15 protein-coding genes are annotated in these 16,165 nt (G+C 65.6%); 9 read left to right on the top strand and 6 right to left on the bottom strand.

Translation table 11 applies throughout. From position 1 onward, the window contains the following. Positions 1-192 precede the first annotated feature (192 nt). Positions 193-1,968, bottom strand: a complete 1,776-nt coding sequence (locus ACOHX0_RS18150) for an SLC13 family permease (protein WP_420678567.1) — start codon at positions 1,966-1,968, stop codon at positions 193-195. Positions 1,969-2,090: 122 nt separating this feature from the next. Here ACOHX0_RS18150 and ACOHX0_RS18145 point away from each other — a divergent pair, with 122 nt between their 5' ends. After that, positions 2,091-2,831 carry a YebC/PmpR family DNA-binding transcriptional regulator gene (locus ACOHX0_RS18145; protein WP_420678566.1) on the top strand — a complete coding sequence of 247 codons (741 nt, stop codon included), beginning with the start codon at positions 2,091-2,093 and terminating at the stop codon, positions 2,829-2,831. Between the two features lie 58 nt (positions 2,832-2,889). On the opposite strand, the gene ACOHX0_RS18140 is transcribed toward ACOHX0_RS18145, so the two are convergent. Genes ACOHX0_RS18140 through ACOHX0_RS18130 form a run of 3 tightly spaced genes read right to left on the bottom strand, consistent with a single transcriptional unit; the run spans position 2,890 to position 5,364 of the window. Next, entirely contained in the window at positions 2,890-3,729 is an 840-nt protein-coding gene (locus ACOHX0_RS18140; protein WP_420678565.1) for a COG3904 family protein, read from the bottom strand. 16 nt (positions 3,730-3,745) lie between these two features. Then, the gene (locus tag ACOHX0_RS18135) at positions 3,746-4,438 is read right to left on the bottom strand and encodes a nitroreductase family protein (RefSeq protein WP_420678564.1); all 693 of its coding nucleotides are present in this window, start codon (positions 4,436-4,438) and stop codon (positions 3,746-3,748) included. A gap of 41 nt (positions 4,439-4,479) precedes the next feature. After that, entirely contained in the window at positions 4,480-5,364 is an 885-nt protein-coding gene (locus tag ACOHX0_RS18130; RefSeq protein ID WP_420678563.1) for a LysR family transcriptional regulator ArgP, read from the bottom strand. 89 nt (positions 5,365-5,453) lie between these two features. Here ACOHX0_RS18130 and ACOHX0_RS18125 point away from each other — a divergent pair, with 89 nt between their 5' ends. The 3 genes from ACOHX0_RS18125 to ACOHX0_RS18115 all read left to right on the top strand — a co-directional run bounded on the left by ACOHX0_RS18125 (position 5,454) and on the right by ACOHX0_RS18115 (position 8,094). Continuing rightward, the gene (locus ACOHX0_RS18125; RefSeq protein WP_420678562.1) at positions 5,454-6,056 is read left to right on the top strand and encodes a LysE/ArgO family amino acid transporter; all 603 of its coding nucleotides are present in this window, start codon (positions 5,454-5,456) and stop codon (positions 6,054-6,056) included. A 97-nt stretch (positions 6,057-6,153) separates the two neighbouring features. Beyond that, complete coding sequence (locus tag ACOHX0_RS18120; RefSeq protein ID WP_420678560.1) at positions 6,154-7,086, top strand: pirin family protein; 933 nt, start codon at positions 6,154-6,156, stop codon at positions 7,084-7,086. Positions 7,087-7,173: 87 nt separating this feature from the next. After that, complete coding sequence (locus ACOHX0_RS18115; protein WP_420678559.1) at positions 7,174-8,094, top strand: DMT family transporter; 921 nt, start codon at positions 7,174-7,176, stop codon at positions 8,092-8,094. 115 nt (positions 8,095-8,209) lie between these two features. Here ACOHX0_RS18115 and betI read toward each other — a convergent pair whose 3' ends face one another. Continuing rightward, positions 8,210-8,785: a choline-binding transcriptional repressor BetI gene (betI, locus tag ACOHX0_RS18110; RefSeq protein ID WP_420678558.1), complete on the bottom strand. Its 576-nt coding sequence runs from the start codon at positions 8,783-8,785 to the stop codon at positions 8,210-8,212. A 159-nt stretch (positions 8,786-8,944) separates the two neighbouring features. Between betI and ACOHX0_RS18105 the strand changes: the two genes are divergently transcribed. From ACOHX0_RS18105 to ACOHX0_RS18085, 5 genes are all read left to right on the top strand, one after another. Further along, positions 8,945-10,153: a BCCT family transporter gene (locus ACOHX0_RS18105; protein WP_420678557.1), complete on the top strand. Its 1,209-nt coding sequence runs from the start codon at positions 8,945-8,947 to the stop codon at positions 10,151-10,153. Positions 10,154-10,273: 120 nt separating this feature from the next. Beyond that, on the top strand, positions 10,274-11,782 hold the full coding sequence (gene betC / locus ACOHX0_RS18100; RefSeq protein WP_420678556.1) for a choline-sulfatase: 1,509 nt from the start codon (positions 10,274-10,276) through the stop codon (positions 11,780-11,782). Positions 11,783-11,842: 60 nt separating this feature from the next. Next, positions 11,843-13,300 (top strand): betaine-aldehyde dehydrogenase, encoded by a 1,458-nt coding sequence (gene betB / locus ACOHX0_RS18095; RefSeq protein ID WP_420678555.1) that lies wholly within the window; start codon positions 11,843-11,845, stop codon positions 13,298-13,300. A gap of 214 nt (positions 13,301-13,514) precedes the next feature. Continuing rightward, the gene (betA, locus tag ACOHX0_RS18090; RefSeq protein ID WP_420678554.1) at positions 13,515-15,170 is read left to right on the top strand and encodes a choline dehydrogenase; all 1,656 of its coding nucleotides are present in this window, start codon (positions 13,515-13,517) and stop codon (positions 15,168-15,170) included. A gap of 147 nt (positions 15,171-15,317) precedes the next feature. After that, complete coding sequence (locus ACOHX0_RS18085) at positions 15,318-15,569, top strand: HP1242/YdcH family protein (RefSeq protein WP_420678553.1); 252 nt, start codon at positions 15,318-15,320, stop codon at positions 15,567-15,569. On the opposite strand, the gene ACOHX0_RS18080 is transcribed toward ACOHX0_RS18085, so the two are convergent. Next, a complete protein-coding gene (locus tag ACOHX0_RS18080; RefSeq protein ID WP_420678552.1) occupies positions 15,566-16,138 on the bottom strand; it encodes a hypothetical protein in 573 nt (190 codons plus the stop codon). The two genes, ACOHX0_RS18085 and ACOHX0_RS18080, sit on opposite strands and share 4 nt — an antisense overlap. Positions 16,139-16,165 lie beyond the last annotated feature (27 nt).

Here is a 16,165-nt window from a genome sequence, read left to right as displayed (position 1 = left end):
AGGCCGCGGCCGGGCCGCAACATCTGGCGGCCTGAGGCCGTTGAAGGGCGGTCTGTCAAGGAATTTGTGACAGGTTGACGCTTTCCCGCCGGTGGCAGGAGGTGCGCGGCCGTCAGCGAAGCCGCGCCAATGATGCGGGCGCGCAGCGCTGCTTTGACCGAACACCGGCGGCAGCTTCGAAATCCCCAGGGCTTACAAGGGCCAGAACACCAGGATCGCCGGCACCGATACCGCGATCACCAGGATCTCCAGCGGCAACCCCATGCGCCAGTAGTCGCCAAAGTGATATCCGCCCGGCCCCAGCACCAGCGTATTGTTCTTGTGCCCGATCGGGGTGAGGAAGGCGGCCGAGGCCGCAACCGCCACCGCCATCAGGAACGGGTCCGGCGAGACGCCCAGGGTCTCCGCCATCTGGATCGCCACGGGAGCGGCAACAATGGCGGTGGCGGTGTTGTTCAGCACATCCGACAGCGTCATCGTGACCACCATCAGCACCGTCAGCACCGCCCAGGCGGGCAGGCCCGCAGTCAGCGTGCTGAGCGTGCCGGCAATCAGCGCGGTTCCGCCCGAGGACTCCAGCGCCGCGCCGAGCGGGATCATCGACCCCAGAAGCACCACCACAGGCCATTCCACATGGTCGTAAAGCGTGTTGACCGGCAGGATCTTGAACAGCACATAACCCACTGCCACCAGCCCCAGCGCCACCGGCAGGTAAAGCAGCCCGACCGAGGCCGCCAGCACCGCAGCGGCAAACAGGCCGATGGCGAGCCAGGTCTTGTCATTGGCGGTGACCGCCAGCCCGCGCTCGGCCAGCGGCAGGCAGCCCAGCCATTCCGCCACATCGGCGGTGCGGCCATGCGGGCAGAGGATCAGGAGGATGTCACCCGGCTCGATATCGGTCTGGCGGATGTGGCCGGTCAGGCGGCGGCCCTGGCGCGCCAGGCCCAGAAGCACCGCGTTCTGCCGCCAGGAAAGGCCAAGCGCCTGGGCGCTGCGGCCGTTGATGCGGGCGGTCTCGGGCACCACCAGCTCGACCAGTTCCAGCCCGTCGCCCGCCGCGGTCAGCTTGTCCTGCCGCGCGGCATCGGCGAAGTCCAGCTTCAGCGCGCTGCGGAATTCGTCCAGCGCCTCCGGCTCGGCCTCGATCACCAGGACGTCGCCCTCGCGCAGCAGCGACGCCGCGGCCCGCCCGTAGAGACGCCTGCCGCCGCGGATCAGCCCAAGGATGGCAACATCTGCCTTCTCGGCCTCCCCATCCAGCTCGCCCAGGCGCTTGCCGATAAGCTCGGACTCGGCCGGCACGGTCAGCTCGGCCATATAGGGCTCCAGCTGCGCCTCGGCAGCGCCTGCCGCGTTCGAGCGGCCGGGGATCAGCCGCCAGCCGACCAGCGCGACAAACACCAGCCCCGCCAGCGCCGCGGTGGCGCCGACCGGGGCGAAATCGAACATCCGGAAAGGTTCGCCCAGCGTCTCCTCCCGGATTGCGGCGATGATGATATTGGGCGGGGTGCCGATCAGCGTCGCCATGCCGCCGAGGATGGTGGCAAAGGACAGCGGCATCAGGCTCATGCCCGGCGCGCGGCCCGCCTTGCGCGCAGTCTGGATGTCGACCGGCATCAGGAGCGCCAGCGCCGCCACGTTGTTCATGAAGGCCGACAGCACCGCGCCCACGCCGCCCATCAGCGCGATATGCGTGCCAAGCCCGCGCGCGGAATCCACCAGTGTGCGGGTGATCAGATGCACCGCGCCCGAGCGCACCAGCCCGGCCGAAACGATCAGCACCAGCGCCACCACCAGCGTCGCCGGGTGGCCGAAGCCGGAGAAAGCCTTCTCCGAGGGCACCACCCCCAGCACCACCCCCGCCATCAGCGCCCCGAAGGCGACAAGGTCATAGCGGTAGCGCCCCCAGAGCAGGAGAGCAAAGACGAGGGCGAAAAGGGCAAACAATACGCTTTGATCGAAAGTCATGCCGCCAGATTACCCCCGCCCCGCAGGCGCACAAGAGCCAAGTCGCGGGCCAGCGCTTGAAAGCAGGGGCGGGGCGGGGCTATATGAGCGCCAAATCAGACACACAGCAGCAAGGATGCACCATGGCAGGCCATTCAAAATGGGCTAACATTCAGCACCGCAAGGGCCGTCAGGATGCGGCGCGGTCGAAACTGTTTTCCAAGCTGGCCAAGGAGATCACCGTGGCCGCCAAGATGGGCGACCCCGATCCCGACAAGAATCCGCGCCTGCGCCTGGCGGTGAAAGAAGCCAAGAGCCAGTCCGTCCCCAAGGACGTGATCGAGCGCGCGATCAAGAAGGCCACCGGCGGCGACGCCGAGAATTACGACGAAATCCGCTATGAGGGCTATGGCCCCAATGGCGTCGCCGTCATCGTCGAGGCGATGACCGACAACAAGAACCGCACTGCGTCGAACGTGCGCTCCACCTTCGCCAAAAACGGCGGCAACCTGGGCGAGACCGGTTCGGTCGGCTTTATGTTCGAGCGCAAGGGCGAAGTCACCTTTCCGGCCGCCGTTGGCGATGCCGACACCGTGATGATGGCAGCGATCGAGGCGGGCGCCGAGGACGCGGAAAGCTCCGAGGACGGCCATATCATCTATTGCGCCGACACCGACCTCAACGACGTGTCCAGCGCGCTGGAGGCGGAGCTGGGCGAATCCGAGTCGACCAAGCTGGTCTGGAAGCCGACCACCACAACCGAGCTGGACCTCGACGGCATGCAAAAGCTGATGAAGCTGGTCGACGCGCTGGAGGATGACGACGACGTGCAGCGCGTCACCACCAACTTCGAGGCCACCGACGAGGTGATGGCGCAGCTCTGAGCCGCAGGGCCGCACAGACGTGAAAGCCCGCCGCAATCCGGCGGGCTTTTTCATCTTTTCAGGGGGTTATCATGCCGCCTGAAAGCAGTTCCGCGTGATCGGGCAGCCACAGGCCGCTGTTCGGCACCGCGAAGATCCGCCCGGCAAGCCCGGCGCTGACGCCTTGGGCCAGCAGGAAGGCGCGGTCTTTCTCCTGTTCCCTCAGAAGGTCCACCTGCGGCAGCCCGCCCTCGAACATCAGCGCATAGCCGTGGAACCCCAGCTGGCCGCCCGCATCCAGGCTGCGGCGGCTGCCACCCGCGAAAACCAGCGTGCAGGCGGAGGCACAAAGCCCGCCCGCGCGGGTTTCCAGCCCGCGGGCGCGCACCAGATTGGCCGCGCCGCGGGCCTCGTAGACCAGCCCGCCCGTGCCGCTCAGCTGCAACTGCGTTACGTCTGGGTTCTCGGCCAGGAGCTGGCGCAGGCGGCGGGTGAGGCCGTGGGTGATTTCGCCGTCGAAGACCAGCACCTCGCCGCCGGGGGCGAGGGCGAGGCTGTAGAGCGCCTCCCGCTCCCGCGCGCGCTGCACCGCGTAGGGGGTGCCGTCCTCATGACTGGAGATCAGCACCGCATCCCACCACAGGGTCGCGGCGGCAAATGCGGCGAACAGCACTGCCAGGTAGCCGCCCCAGACCGGCGCCAGGTTGCCGGTGTCGCGGGTATGCGCATCGGCGCTGCGCAGAAAGGCGCGGCATTGCCACAGGAAAAACAGGGCATCTGCCGCGATCAGCCCCCAGGCCAGCGGCAGCGGCAGTTTCACCAGCTGGTTGGCCGCTCCCCATCCCAGCAGCAGCCCACCCCGCGGCAGCGCCAGATGCAGCAGCAAGCTGCGGCGCAGGGAGGCCGGGCGGCCCGTCATGGCCGGGCGCGGGCGCTCATTCGTAGACCGTGCAGATTCCGCCCAGCGGTTTCTTCACCCGCGCCACCGACGGCACCGCGGCGTTCTCGGCGGGATGGCCGACGGCAATGATCATCGTCGGCTTCTCTGAATCCGGGCGGTCCAGCGCGCCGTTCAGGAACTTCATCGGGTTCGGCGTGTGGGTCAGCGTCGACAGCCCCGCGGTATGCAATGCGGCAAGCAGGAAGCCGGTGGCGATGTTCACGCTTTCCGGCACGTAGTAATTCTTGAACCGCGTGCCGTCATCGAACTCGCCCCAGCGCTGGCCAAAGACAACGATCAGCCAGGGCGCGATGGTCAGATGCGGTTTGTCGGCATCGGTGCCGATCGGCTCCAGCGCCTTGATCCACTCGTCGCTGGCGCCGCCTTCGTAGAATTTCTTTTCCTCCTCCTCGGCCTCGGCGCGGATGCGGGCCTTGAGCTCGGTGTTCGCGATCGCGGCAAAGAACCAGGGCTGGTGGTTGGCGCCCGAGGGGGCAGTGCCGGCAGTGCGAATGCAGTTCTCTATCACGTCGCGCGGCACCGGCCGGTCGGAGAAATCGCGGATCGAGCAGCGGTTCTTCATATGGGCGAGGAACTCCGTCGCCTTGGCCTGCATTTCCGCGTCCGTGTAATCCGCGCGGTGCGGCAGCGGGATTGGGTCGTAGCTGAGTTCGGATTTGGAAAACATGCGGGGCCTTTCGGGATGTCCTGTCGGAGTGGTCTTGCGTGTTAGTCGTGGCGCAGATGAGCGCGCGCAGACTTCAGCACGGCTTGGGTCACATCCGCAAGGGCCGGCGCCATCACCCGCGCCACCTGCCAGGTGAGCGGCACCGGCAGCGCGGTGCCTCCCATCAGCGGCACCAGCCGTCCGCTGCGCAGGTGCGGTGCCACCAGCGCCTCCGGATTCATGCCCCAGCCGAGGCCTGCGAGGGCGGCATCCACGAAGGCCTGGCTGGAGGGCAGAAAATGCGCAGGCGGGGCAAGTTGCGGGGCGATGTTCACCTCCAGCCAGCGCCGTTGCAGCATGTCCTTGGCGTTGAAGATCAGGCAGGGTGCACGGGCGGCGGTTTCGGCGGTGACGCCTTTTGGGAAGTGGCGCGCCATGAAGGCGGGGCTGGCGGTTGCCACATAAGGCAGCGTGCCCAGCGGGTGCGCATCAAAGCCGGTGACCGCGCGGCTGCTGGCGGTGACCGCGGCCGAGACCTCGCCGCGTTTCAGCCATTCGGCGCTGTGGTCCTGATCGTCGATCACCAGGTCGAAGAGCACGCCGGGCGCGGAAGTCATGGCTTCGATGAACCAGGTCGCCAAGCTGTCGGCGTTGACTGCAACCCGCAGCCGGGCCGGGCCTGCGCCTGCCTCCAGCGAGAGCTCGCGCGCGAGCTGCGCTTCCAGAAGGCCAATGTCCTCGGCATGTTTGGCGAGCCGCCGCCCGGCGGCGGTGCCGGTGCAGGGCGCACCGCGCAGCACCAGAGCGGTGCCGGTCCGGTCCTCCAGCGCCTTGATCCGCTGGGACACCGCCGAGGGCGTCACCGATAGCGCATGCGCCGCCGACTCGAATGTGCCGAGCCGCAGAACGGCGGCGAGGGCGGCGAGCTGGCTGGGGTCTAGATGCATTAGCGACTCTAATCTGAGGTTAATCTCTTTAACTGGATAAATCTGACCGCCGGGGCTAGTCAAACCGCAGAACACGACAGGAGACACCCATGCCCCCCAGCCTGACTGCCGGATTTGCCCTTGGCCTGAGCCTGATCATGGCCATCGGCGCGCAGAACGCTTTTGTCCTGCGGCAAGGACTGCGGCGCCAGCATGTGTTCTGGATCTGCCTCACCTGCGCGGGTTCGGATGCTGTGCTGATCACCGCCGGCGTCTTCGGCTTCGGCGCGCTGGCGCTGGCGGTGCCGTGGTTCGAACAGGCGATGCGCTTTGGCGGCGCGGCCTTCCTGATCTGGTACGGCGCCCGCAGCCTGCGCGCCGCCTGGCGTGGCGGCGGGGCGCTGGAGGCCGAGGGCGGCGCCGGGACAAAGGCGCTGCTGCCGGTGCTTGCCACCGTTCTGGCCCTCACCTGGCTGAACCCGCATGTCTACCTGGACACGGTGGTGCTCCTGGGCTCGATCTCTGCCCAGTATCCGCAGCCGGTGGTCTTTGCCGCCGGGGCGAGCCTGGCGAGCTTCACCTTCTTCTTCACGCTGGGCTATGGCGCGAGCCTTCTGGCGCCGGTTTTTGCCCGCCCGCGGGCCTGGCAGGTGCTGGATGCGCTGGTCGGCCTCACCATGTGGGCGATTGCGGTGAAGCTGCTGACCATGTGACAGCCCGCCTGCACAGCCCCTGTGCCGCGCGAGGCCCTGCCCGGGCTGGAAAAACGCGCTATCTCTGGCCTGAACGCAAGGCCACAGGAGGTGCGCGATGAGCTGGAATCCGGCACTGGAGCCGCAATGCCCCGACGCGGGCGGCGTGGATGCGATTGAAACCGTGGTGATACCGCGTGCTCGCGACATCGGCGGCTTCGAGGTGCGCCGCGCGCTGCCCGCGCCGCGCCGCCAGATGGTGGGGCCTTTCATCTTCTTCGACCAGATGGGCCCGGCAGAGTTCCTGACCGGGCAGGGCATCGACGTGCGCCCGCATCCGCATATCGGCCTGGGCACCGTCACTTACCTTTACGAGGGCGAATTCGAGCACCGCGACTCCCTCGGCACGCAGCAGATGATCTATCCGGGCGAGGTGAACTGGATGGTGGCGGGCAAGGGCGTCACCCACTCCGAGCGCACATCGGCGGCGACCCGGAGGGGGCAGAGCAAGCTGTTCGGCATCCAGACCTGGATTGCGCTGCCTGAAAGCCACGAAGACGCGCCTGCCAGTTTCGAGCACCACGGAAAGGAGAAACTGCCGCTTTTGCAGGGCAGGGGCAAGGCGGTGCGGCTGATCCTGGGCAACGCCTGGGGCGAACGCGCGCCGGCGTCCCTGTTCTCCGAAGCCTTCTATGCCGACGCGGTGCTGCAGGCAGGTGCCATGCTGCCGATGCCTTCGGAGCACGAGGACCGGGGCATCTACGTGACCGAAGGCGGGGTGGAGATCGCGGACGAGAGTTTCCCGGCCGGGCAGATGATGGTGTTCCGCCCCGGCGACGAGATCACGGTGACGGCCGGCCCCGATGGCGCGCGGCTGATGGTGCTGGGCGGCGAGACGCTGAACGGGCCGCGCTACATCTGGTGGAACTTCGTTGCCTCCTCCCGCGACCGGATAGAGGCGGCCAAATCCGCCTGGGCCGCGAGCGATTGGCAGAACGGCCCGTTCCAGCTGCCTGCGGGCGATACCGAGGAATTCATTCCGCTGCCGTGAGCGGCCAAGGGCGGCCGTCCGCCTCAGGTGAAATGATTTACATGTGAAGGGTTGTGCCGTGCCGCATTTGGGTGTTCTGTCACCGCCATGAGCCAGACCGCAGAGTTTTCAAAGCCTGCCCCTAGCCCGCTCAGGGGGATCATCTGGATGGCGGTGACCGGGCTGATGTTCGTCGCCGTGACAGCACTTGTCAAATACCTGGGCGACCGGGTGCCGCCCGCGGAATCCGCTTTCCTGCGCTACCTCCTGGGGCTGGTGTTTCTGCTGCCGATGGCGGGCGCGCTGCGCCGTGCACGGATCACCCCGCGGCTGTGGCTGCTGTTTGCGGGCCGCGGCGCGGTGCACAGCATTGCGGTGATCCTGTGGTTCTTCGCCATGACCCGCATCCCTCTGGCCGAGGTGACGGCGATGAACTACCTCTCGCCAGTCTATGTGACGCTGGGGGCGGCGCTGTTCCTGGGAGAGCGGCTGGCGGTGCGGCGGATCGCGGCGATTGGCGTCGCGCTGGTCGGCGCGGTGATCATCCTGCGCCCCGGCTTCCGGGAGGTCTCGCCCGGCCATATCGCGATGCTGGTCACCGCGATCTGCTTCGGTGCGTCCTACCTGATTGCCAAGCGCACCGTGGATGGCACCAGCCCGGCGGTGGTGGTGGCGATGCTGTCGGTCTTCGTGACCATCGGGCTTGCGCCTTTTGCTGCCGCGGTCTGGGTGACGCCGACGCTGGCGGAACTGGGGATCCTGTTCCTGGTCGCCTGTTTTGCCACCGCGGGCCATTACACCATGTCGATGGCCTTTGCCGCGGCGCCGGTCACGGTGACCCAGCCGGTCACCTTCCTGCAGCTGGTCTGGGCCACGGCGCTGGGCGCGGTGGCCTTTGGCGAGCCGGTGGATGCCTGGGTGGTGGCGGGCGGCAGTCTGATCCTGGCTGCGATCAGCTTCATTTCCTGGCGCGAGGCGGTGCTGAAGCGCCGCCAGATCACGCCGCCGAACAGCGCCACCAGCCTCTAGCCGGCCGGAGGGGGTGCGGCTGGCGGGATCGGGAGAGGCGCTGGCGCGCCTCTGCCTCCGGCGGGGATATTTTCAGCAAGAGGAAGCCAGGGTGCGGCCGCGGCGGCGGGCGTGATCAGGACAGGGCCAGGTCCACCACCAGATGCGCCGCTTCCCGGGCCTCTGCCGGGTCCAGCGGCGCGTCGGACTGGGCCGCCTGCAGCCAGACGCCGTCCATGTAGCATTGCAGCGCCTGCCGGGCGGTCTCCACCCGCTCCGGCGGCAGCAGCCGGCCAAGTTCTGCCAGGAAATGGCTGCGCACCCGGGCGCGGTTGATTCGGTGCAGCCGCGACAGGCGCGGCGAATAGGGGGCATTGGCCCAGAATTGCATCCAGATGCTGCACTGCGGAACGGTAAAAAGCGCATCCGAGAAGTTGGCATCCATCACCGCATAAAGCCGCTCGCGCGGGGTGCTGGCGGTTGCATAGCCCTCGGTCATCGCCCGCCTCAGCTTGCGCAGAAGATGCCGCATCGTGGCTTCCATCAGCCCTTCCTTGGAGCCGAAATAGTAGTTGATCGAGGCCGCCGAAGCCCCCGCTTCCTGCGCGATTTCCGCCATCGTAACAACCGAGTAGCCGGATTTGTGCACCGCGGTGATGGTGGCTTCGATTAATTCTTCGTTGCGGATGTCGCGAATGCGTTTTCTGCCCATGTTAAAGTTGTGCGTCACTTGCCCGCCAGATTCAACTGTTGTTATTGCCAACCCGAAACTTGAATGACCATTCAGAAAACTGTTTGGAAGCTCAGTTCACTGTGTTATGTAACCGGACCATGTCTGAAAGGGTGTCAAACCCGCACATGGGAGGGATCTATGACTTCAATCATCTCATTCGGAATTCTGCTGGCCTTTGCGCTGGTGGCCTTCTGCGTGATCAAGTGGTGGAACGTGCGCAACGTCGGCGTGACGCCGGTGCATCTGTTCACCTTCATCGCAATCCTGTTCACTTCCGGCCTGGACGTGGGGCTGATCATGTTCCCGCTGGCCTGGGACTTCCCGCTCTACGCCGATACCGCGGCCGAGCCCGCCTATGGGTTCACCAACCCGCTGGCGCTGGAATTCGGCTTCTGGGGCTTTCTGATCTGGGGCTTCTACTTCCTCACCACCTTCTACTTCTGCGTGGTCGAGCCGCGGGTGAAGTTCTTCGAGATCCCGCTGGTCAAGCTGGTCAACAACATCGTCATCATCGGCACCTGCGCCTTCACCGGCGCGCTGTTCCTGATCTACCTGCCGTATTACGCCACCTTCATGGGCGACGGCGAGACGGTGATCCCGGCCTTCTACGTCATCACTTTCCTGGTGATCCTGTTTGCTGCCTTCTCCTCCACCGACATCAAATACGTGCGCATCCTGTCGGTCGGCTCGACCCTGCTGTTTGCGGCGCTGATTGCGGGCATGTGGGCTTATGCCGGCATGGGCTTCGGCGCCTTCACCGAGACCGCAAGCAACATCGGCGGCTATTTCTCCAACATCCACAAGTTCGTGCTGCCGCTGACCGACTACCACGAGTTCTACCTTTTCTGGTGGTTCGCCTGGTCGATTATGATCGGCCAGTTCACCTCGCGCTTTGTCGGCGGGCTGAAGACCTGGCAGGTGCTGGCAGCGCTGCTGATCTTCCCGTCGATCCCGCTCGGTGTGTGGTTCTCGGTGCTCTACTACTACCACCTGAACAGCATCGAGACGACGCTGCTGATCAACGTCTCGATGGTCGCCGTGGGCATCATCTTCGTGGTCAACTCGTTTGACTCGCTGATCCGCCTCTATACCGACAACCTGAATCTGTCGGCCAAGCGCTTCGGCACCATTCCTTACGTGCTCGGCAACGCGGTGGTGCTGTTCGGCCTGACCCTGGCCTTCCAGAGCCAGTGGCTGAAGATCGAGTGGATCGGCACCGTTGTGATCGGTCTCTACGTCAGCTGCCTCGGCTACATCGCGCTGAAGAAGCGCAGCGAGGTGATGAGCATCACTGCGTCGCCCGAAGAGAACCTGCTCGACTTCGACAAGATCAAGACCGCCCACTAAGGGCCGCGCCGTTGCCGGGCCCCTGTTTCCCCGAACAGATGGCCCGGCGTCAACTGCCTGGCGGTGCCACCCGGCCCGCTAGGCGCCTTTGCCAGCAAGACGCGCCTTGGGAGGTTTGCGATGAGTGCCCCGAATATCCTGATCCTGATGGTGGACCAGCTGAATGGGACCCTTTTCCCGGACGGTCCCGCCGATTGGCTGCATGCGCCGAACCTGAAGAAACTGGCCGCGCGCTCCACCCGCTTTGCCAATGCCTATACCGCCTCGCCCCTGTGCGCGCCGGGGCGGGCGAGCTTCATGTCGGGGCAGCTGCCCTCGCGCACCGGCGTCTATGACAATGCGGCCGAGTTCCGCTCCGACATTCCCACCTACGCGCATCACCTGCGCCGCGCGGGCTACTACACCTGCCTCTCGGGCAAGATGCATTTCGTCGGCCCCGACCAGCTGCACGGGTTCGAGGACCGGCTCACCACCGACATCTACCCGGCCGACTTCGGCTGGACGCCCGACTACCGCAAACCGGGCGAGCGCATCGACTGGTGGTATCACAACATGGGAAGCGTCACCGGGGCAGGGGTGGCGGAGACCTCCAACCAGATGGAATACGACGATGAGGTCGCCTACAACGCCAAGACCAAGCTCTACGAGCTGTCGCGCGGGCTGGACGACCGCTCCTGGGCGCTGACCGTCAGCTTCACTCACCCGCATGACCCTTACGTGGCGCGCAAGAAATACTGGGACCTTTACGAGGATTGCGAGCATCTGCTGCCGCAGGTCCCGGCGATGGACTACGAGAACCACGACGCTCATTCCAAGCGCATCTTCGACGCCAACGACTGGCGCAGTTTCGACATCACCGAGGAGCACATCAAACGCGCCCGCCGTGCGTACTTCGCCAATATCTCCTACCTCGACGACAAGATCGGCGAGATCCTGGAGGTGCTGGAGACCACGCGGCAGGAAGCGATCATCCTGTTTGTCTCCGACCATGGCGACATGCTGGGCGAGCGCGGATTGTGGTTCAAGATGAGCTTCTACGAGGGCTCCTCCCGCGTGCCGCTGATGATCTCGGGGCCGGACCTGCCCGCGGGCCTGATCGAAACGCCGGTCTCCACCATCGACGTGACCCCGACGCTGGGCGCGCTGGCAGGCGTGGACATGGAGGAGATCGCGCCCTGGAGCGACGGCCACAACCTTGTGCCGCTGGCGCAAGGGGAGGAGCGCAGCGCGCCGGTGGCGATCGAATATGCGGCCGAAGCCTCTTACGCGCCGCTGGTCTCGCTGCGCTACGGCAAGTGGAAGTACAACCGCTGCGCGCTCGACCCCGACCAGCTCTTCGACCTGGAGGCCGACCCGCATGAGCTCACCAACCTGGCGGACGATCCGGCCCATGCCGGCACCCTGCAGACCCTGCGCGCCAAGTCCGAGGCCCGCTGGGACCTTGCCCGCTTCGACGCCGACGTGCGCGCCAGCCAGGCCCGCCGCTGGATCGTCTACGAGGCCCTGCGCCAGGGCGGCTACTACCCCTGGGATTACCAGCCGCTGCAAAAGGCCTCGGAGCGCTACATGCGCAACCACATGGACCTCAACACCCTCGAGGAAAGCAAACGCTTTCCCCGCGGCGAATGACCCTTGCAACCGGCCAGCCCACTTTCTGGCCTTAAATACCCCCGCCGGAGGCATGAAATAATGACACACACCGCTCAACCCAAAGCCAGCCATTTCATAAATGGCGCCTATGTCGAGGACACCGCAGGCACGCCGATCCCGGTGATCTACGCCGCCACCGGCGAGGAGATCGCCACCGTCCACGCCGCCACGCCCGCCATCGTGGAGCAGGCGCTGGCCACCGCCAAGGAAGCGCAGAAGACCTGGGCCAAGCTCAGCGGCACCGAGCGCGGCCGCATCCTGCGCCGCGCCGCCGACATCCTGCGCGAACGCAACCACGAGCTCTCGGTGCTGGAAACCTACGACACCGGTAAGCCGCTGCAGGAGACCCTGGTGGCCGACGCCACCTCCGGTGCCGATGCGCTGGAGTATTTCGGCGGCCTTGCCGCCAGCCTCACCGGCGAGCACATCGCGCTGGGCGAGGACTGGGTCTACACCAAGCGCGAGCCGCTTGGTCTGTGCGTCGGCATCGGCGCCTGGAACTACCCGACCCAGATCGCCTGCTGGAAAGGCGCCCCCGCACTGGCCTGCGGCAACGCGATGGTGTTCAAACCGTCGGAAACCACACCGCTCTGTGCGCTGAAAGTGGCCGAGATCCTGCATGAGGCCGGCCTGCCTGCCGGGCTTTACAACGTGGTGCAGGGCATGGGCGAGGTTGGCAGCGCGCTGGTCACCGATCCGCGCGTCAACAAGGTCTCGCTCACCGGCTCGGTGCCGACCGGCCGTAAAGTCTATGCCGCCGCCGCCGAGGGCATGAAGCACGTGACGATGGAGCTGGGCGGCAAGTCGCCGCTGCTGGTCTTTGACGACGCCGACATCGACAATGCCGTCGGCGGTGCGATCAACGGCAACTTCTACTCCTCCGGGCAGGTCTGTTCCAACGGCACCCGCGTCTTCGTGCAAAAGGGCATCAAGGAAAAGTTCCTCGCCCGCCTTGCCGAGCGGGTGAAAGGCGCAGTGCTGGGCGACCCGCAGGATGAAGCCACCAATTTTGGCCCGATGGTCAGCGAGAACCAGATGAACATCGTGCTGGGCTACATCGAGAAGGGCAAGGCAGAAGGGGCGCGGCTGATCTGCGGCGGCAACCGTGCCGACATGCCGGGTTTTTTCATCGAGCCCACCGTCTTTGCCGATGTGACCGACGATATGACGATCGCGCGGGAGGAAATCTTCGGCCCGGTGATGTCGGTCCTCGACTTCGAGACCGAGGAAGAGGCGATCGCGCGCGCCAATGCCACCGAGTTCGGCCTGTCGGCGGGCGTCTTCACCCGCGACTTCACCCGCGCGCACCGGGTGATCGATCAGCTCGAAGCGGGAAGCTGTTTCATCAACTCCTACAACGACGCGCCGGTGGAAGCGCCCTTTGGCGGCGTGAAGGCCTCCGGCGTGGGCCGCGAGAACTCGAAAGAGGCGATCAACCACTTCAGCCAGGTGAAGTCGGTCTACGTGCGCATGGGCGACGTCGAAGCGGCGTTCTGATTGCCCTTTCGGGCAATGCCCACCCGCCCTCCCCGTTGCCCGAAAGGGCAATAGGGAAGGGATTTGCTGAGAAGCAGGCTGAGGGCGCGATACGTCCTCAGCAAACCAGACCAAGTATGAGGCGGTTCCACAGATCCTCAAGGACACGCCGCGCCGAGGCGCGGTCGCTGCGGCATCCTTGACCCTCTGCGGCCCCTCCCGACGGAGAGACGCGATGAACGCAGATTACGTGATTGTTGGGGCAGGCTCGGCGGGCTGTGCCATGGCTTACCGGCTGAGCGAGGCGGGCAAGTCGGTTCTGGTGATCGAACACGGCGGCACCGATGCGGGCCCCTTCATCCAGATGCCGGCAGCGCTGAGCTACCCGATGAACATGAGCCTCTATGACTGGGGCTACAAGACCGAGCCGGAGCCGCATCTGGACGGCCGCCGCCTGGTCTGCCCGCGCGGCAAGGTGGTGGGGGGCTCTTCTTCCATCAACGGCATGGTCTACGTGCGCGGCCATGCGGGCGACTACAACCACTGGGCCGAGGCCGGCGCGCAGGGCTGGTCCTACGCCGACGTTCTGCCTTACTTCAAACGCATGGAGACCTGGCACGACAGCGGCCAGGGCGGTGACCCCGACTGGCGCGGCAGCGACGGCCCGCTGCACATCTCGCGCGGCCCGCGCGACAACCCCCTGCACGACGCCTTTGTCGAGGCCGGGCGGCAGGCGGGCTATCCCGTCACCTCCGATTACAACGGCGAACAGCAGGAGGGCTTCGGCCCGATGGAGATGACGGTCCACAAGGGCCGCCGCTGGTCCGCCGCCAACGCCTATCTGAAACCCGCCCTGAAACGGGAGAACTGCGACCTGATCCGCGCCTTTGCCCGCAAGATCGTGATTGAGGACGGCCGCGCCGTGGGCGTTGAGGTCGAGCGCGGCGGCAAGGTCGAAGTGATCCGGGCGGGCGCCGAGGTGATCGTCTCGGCCTCCTCGCTGAACTCTCCGAAACTGCTGATGCTCTCCGGCATTGGCCCGGCCGCGCATCTTGCCGAACACGGCATCGAAGTGGTGGCCGACCGGCCCGGCGTGGGGCAGAACCTGCAGGACCACCTGGAGCTTTACCTGCAGATGGCCTGTTCGCAGCCGATCACGCTGTTCAAGTACTGGAACCTGTTCGGCAAGGGGCTGATCGGCGCGCAGTGGCTGTTCACCAAGACCGGGCTGGGCGCCTCCAACCAGTTCGAAAGCGCGGCCTTCATCCGTTCGAAGCCCGGGGTGGACTACCCGGACATCCAGTATCACTTCCTGCCCATCGCGGTGCGTTACGACGGCCAGGCCGCGGCCGAGGGCCATGGCTTCCAGGCCCATGTCGGCCCGATGCGCTCACCCTCGCGCGGGGAGGTCACGCTGCGCTCGGCCGATCCCAAGGCCGATCCGCGCATCCTGTTCAATTACATGAGCAGCGAAAAGGACTGGGAAGACTTCCGCACCTGCATCCGCCTCACGCGCGAGATTTTTGACCAGGACGCCTTCAAGCCCTTCGTCAAGCACGAGATCCAGCCGGGCATGAACATGCAGAGCGACGATGAGCTCGACAGTTTCATCAAGGAACACGTGGAAAGTGCCTATCACCCCTGCGGCACCTGCAAGATGGGCGCAGCCGAAGATCCTATGAGCGTGGTCGATTCCGAATGCCGGGTGATCGGAGTGGAGGGGCTGCGGGTGGCCGACAGCTCAATCTTCCCGCGCATCACCAATGGCAACCTGAACGGCCCCTCGATCATGACCGGCGAGAAGGCTGCCGACCACATCCTCGGCCGTCGCCTGCCGTCCTCGAATGCCGAACCGTGGTTCCACCCGGAATGGCGCGCCGCGCAGCGCTAAGTCCCTGGAACGCAACCGGAACTGCCCGCCGCATACTGTGTGCGGGCGGTTTTTTTACAGGCCGGGGCCAGGTTTGACCCCTGTCAAAGTGCGGCCCTGCAAGGCGGCGTTAGGGTGCCTCTGATCTCAACGAATAGGAGCAGACAGGTGTCCAACACGTCCCATGAACTGGCCGAGGAATTCCCGGAAAAGGCCGCGCTGATGAGCCGGCTGAAACAGGCAGATGCGCATTTCTCCAAGCTGGCGGATGAATACCACGAGGTGAACCGCGCCGTGCACCGGGCGGAAACCAACGTGGAGCCGGTCAGCGCCGAGGCCGAGACCGGCATGCGCAAGAAACGCGCGGCCCTGAAGGACGAGATCTGGGGGATCCTGTCCCAGGCGCAGCCGGAGAGCTAGTCGGCCGACTCGAACCCGAGGGCGCGTTCCAATTGCCGTTTCTCGAGTGGCAGTTGCACGGTCTCGTGGAATTTCTTCCATTCCTCGTACTTGCGTTCGAAATCACGTTCCGCCTCTACCGAGGCCATGCGGAGCGTTGCTCCGACATTCGTCGCCGCGACGGAGGCGGTGACAAGCGACATCACCGCGGCAATTACAAAGACACGAATGAAAGCGGGGTCCTGACTCTCGCTTTCACTCTTTGAAAACAGAGACAAAAAATGCTGCTGCTTGGGAATGGCGTAGATCACCAGCCCGCCGAGAAGGGTGATGATCGCGGGCAGATACGCGGCCACTGCCGGTTCCCGGCTATTGCCCAGGAGGAGGCCCAGGCTCGCGCCCACGAGGCCGAACAGGAAGGAAATCACCGCGACCTCTTTCTTGTTCCAGGCAAACGGCAGCGTGGCCAAACCGCAGAGCAGGGCGATGGCGGCAAGGGGCAGAACCCCGAATATCAAAGCGGCTCCGAAGGCGCGGACAAGAAGCTCTATACTATCCATCGACACCACGATGATCGAAGTAGTTGTCAATCAGCCTCTCGCGGCCTTGAAGGCCCA

Source organism: Cribrihabitans pelagius, assembly GCF_048820915.1.
GTDB lineage: Bacteria > Pseudomonadota > Alphaproteobacteria > Rhodobacterales > Rhodobacteraceae > Cribrihabitans_A > Cribrihabitans_A pelagius.
This window is presented reverse-complemented; position numbering and strand designations above follow the sequence as displayed.